The organism is Actinoplanes sp. NPDC048791 (genome assembly GCF_040650095.1).
Classification (GTDB): Bacteria; Actinomycetota; Actinomycetes; order Mycobacteriales; family Micromonosporaceae; genus Actinoplanes.
On sequence record NZ_JBEZGQ010001411.1, the window covers coordinates 1 to 1734 of the forward strand.

2 protein-coding genes and 1 pseudogene are annotated in these 1734 nt (G+C 73.0%); 1 reads left to right on the forward strand and 2 read right to left on the reverse strand.

Annotated elements, in window-relative coordinates; all coding sequences use genetic code 11:
* The coding region (locus AB0C29_RS46890; protein ID WP_360834659.1) for a cupin domain-containing protein at positions 1–516 on the reverse strand (516 nt) is incomplete at its 3' end.
* A gap of 4 nt (positions 517–520) precedes the next feature.
* Positions 521–1333 (reverse strand): NAD(P)H-binding protein, encoded by an 813-nt coding sequence (locus AB0C29_RS46895; RefSeq protein ID WP_360834661.1) that lies wholly within the window; start codon positions 1331–1333, stop codon positions 521–523.
* A 248-nt stretch (positions 1334–1581) separates the two neighbouring features.
* On the opposite strand from AB0C29_RS46895, the pseudogene AB0C29_RS46900 reads away from it, so the two are divergent.
* A pseudogene (locus AB0C29_RS46900) lies at positions 1582–1734 on the forward strand (myo-inositol-1-phosphate synthase); the annotation flags it as partial.

The window sequence follows — 1734 nt, forward strand, 5'->3', positions numbered from 1 at the left end:
GGGGGGGGGCCTGTGGTTCCCCCCCCGGTACTCCTGCGGGCTCATGCCGCGCTCGCGTTTGAAGGCCGCGCCCGGGCGCACCAGCAGCGTCGGCAACGCGTCGAGCAGCCGCCGGCTCACCTCGCTGCGCAACTGGTAGGTCCCGGTCAGCAGCAGGGTGCTGCCGTCCGGTCCGTCGCCCCAGGTCCGGCCGCCGGCGTCCACCGTGGCGGTCCGGTCGGGGCCGGCCAGCGTGGTGCACGTCTGTCCGGGACCGATCAGCGTCTGCCACGGCGTGCCCGGATCGTCGGCGACGGTGTAGTGGCCCGGCCCGCGGACCAGCGCCACGTCGTACGGGTGCAGCAGCACCGGCTCCCCGTCGTCGGGCAGCACCCAGGCCGACCCCCGCACCAGCGTCATCACGGTCAGCGGCGCCTCGTCCTCGATCCGCAGCGCGTACGGCGGTTCGAGCAGCGACCGCAGCAGGAACGCCCCCCGCGCCCGCGGCCCGTCCAGCAGCCCGGTCAAGGTGTCCACCCGGTCACCGTAGCGCCACGTCCCAGACGCCGGTGGCCGCCGTGGCCCGCGCGTAGTCGGCGAAGTCCCGCGGCGGGCGGCCCAGCGCGCGTTGCACCCCGTCGGCCAGGCTGGCGTTGCGACCGTCGGTGATCATGTGGAACAGGTCGCCCAGGTCCTCGGGCAGGCCGTGCTCACGCAGCACCGCGGTGAACTCCTCGGGCCGCAACGCCACGAAGCCCAGCGGCCGGCCGGTGGCCTTGGCGATCTCGGCGGCCGCGTCGGCGAAGGTGAGCAGGCGGGGGCCGGTCAGCTCGTAGGTCTGCCCGGCGTGCCGCGCGTCGGTGAGCGCGGCCACCGCCACCTCGGCGATGTCGTCCGCGTCGGTGAACGGCTCGGCGGCGTCGCCCACGGGCAGCGCCAGCTCGCCGGAGAGCACGGCGTCGAGCAGGAAGCCCTCGCTGAAGTTCTGGTTGAACCAGCTGGAGCGCACGACTGTCCACTCCAGACCGGAACGGCGCACGGTGTCCTCACTGAGGAGCGCCTGCGGTTCACCGCGCCCGGAGAGCAGGACCAGCCGGCGTACGCCGCGGGCCGCCGCCCGGTCCACCAGGGCGGCGACCGTCTCCGCCGCACCGGGCAGCGCGAGGTCGGGATAGAAGCTGAGGTAGGCCGCGTGGACGCCGTCGAGGGCGGCGTCCCAGGTCTGCGGCCGGTCCCAGTCGAACGGGGGCTGAGCCGAGCGCGAGCCGAGCCGTACGGGCCGGCCCTGCCGGGTGAGCAGGGACGCGATCCGCCGGCCGGTCTTGCCCGTGCCGCCGAGCACCAAAGTTGTCATGTCCTCAGTCAACCGCCGCCTGCCGGGACGGGCCATGGTCCGGAGTCGCCCGTCCATACGCGAGCGTCCACAGCAGCCGATCAACTTTCGTACGGGGCACGGAAAAGTTTTGATCGCACATGGAGAACTTTCTTCATATCGAGCCTTTCCTTTGTCCCGCGCCCTGGGCTAGCGTCGCCTCACGTAACACGGAAGACACATGGTGTTAGCGGAAGTACGTCTCTGCCTGCGATCGGAAGGGATGCCGTATGCGCACGGGAATCTGGTTGATCGGCGCACGCGGCTCGGTCGCCGTGACCGCCATGGTCGGCGCCACCGCCCTGCGGGCCCGCCTGGTCGAGCCCACCGGCTGCGTCACCGAGCTGCCGCAGCTGCGCAGCGCGGCCCTGCCCGGCTGGGGC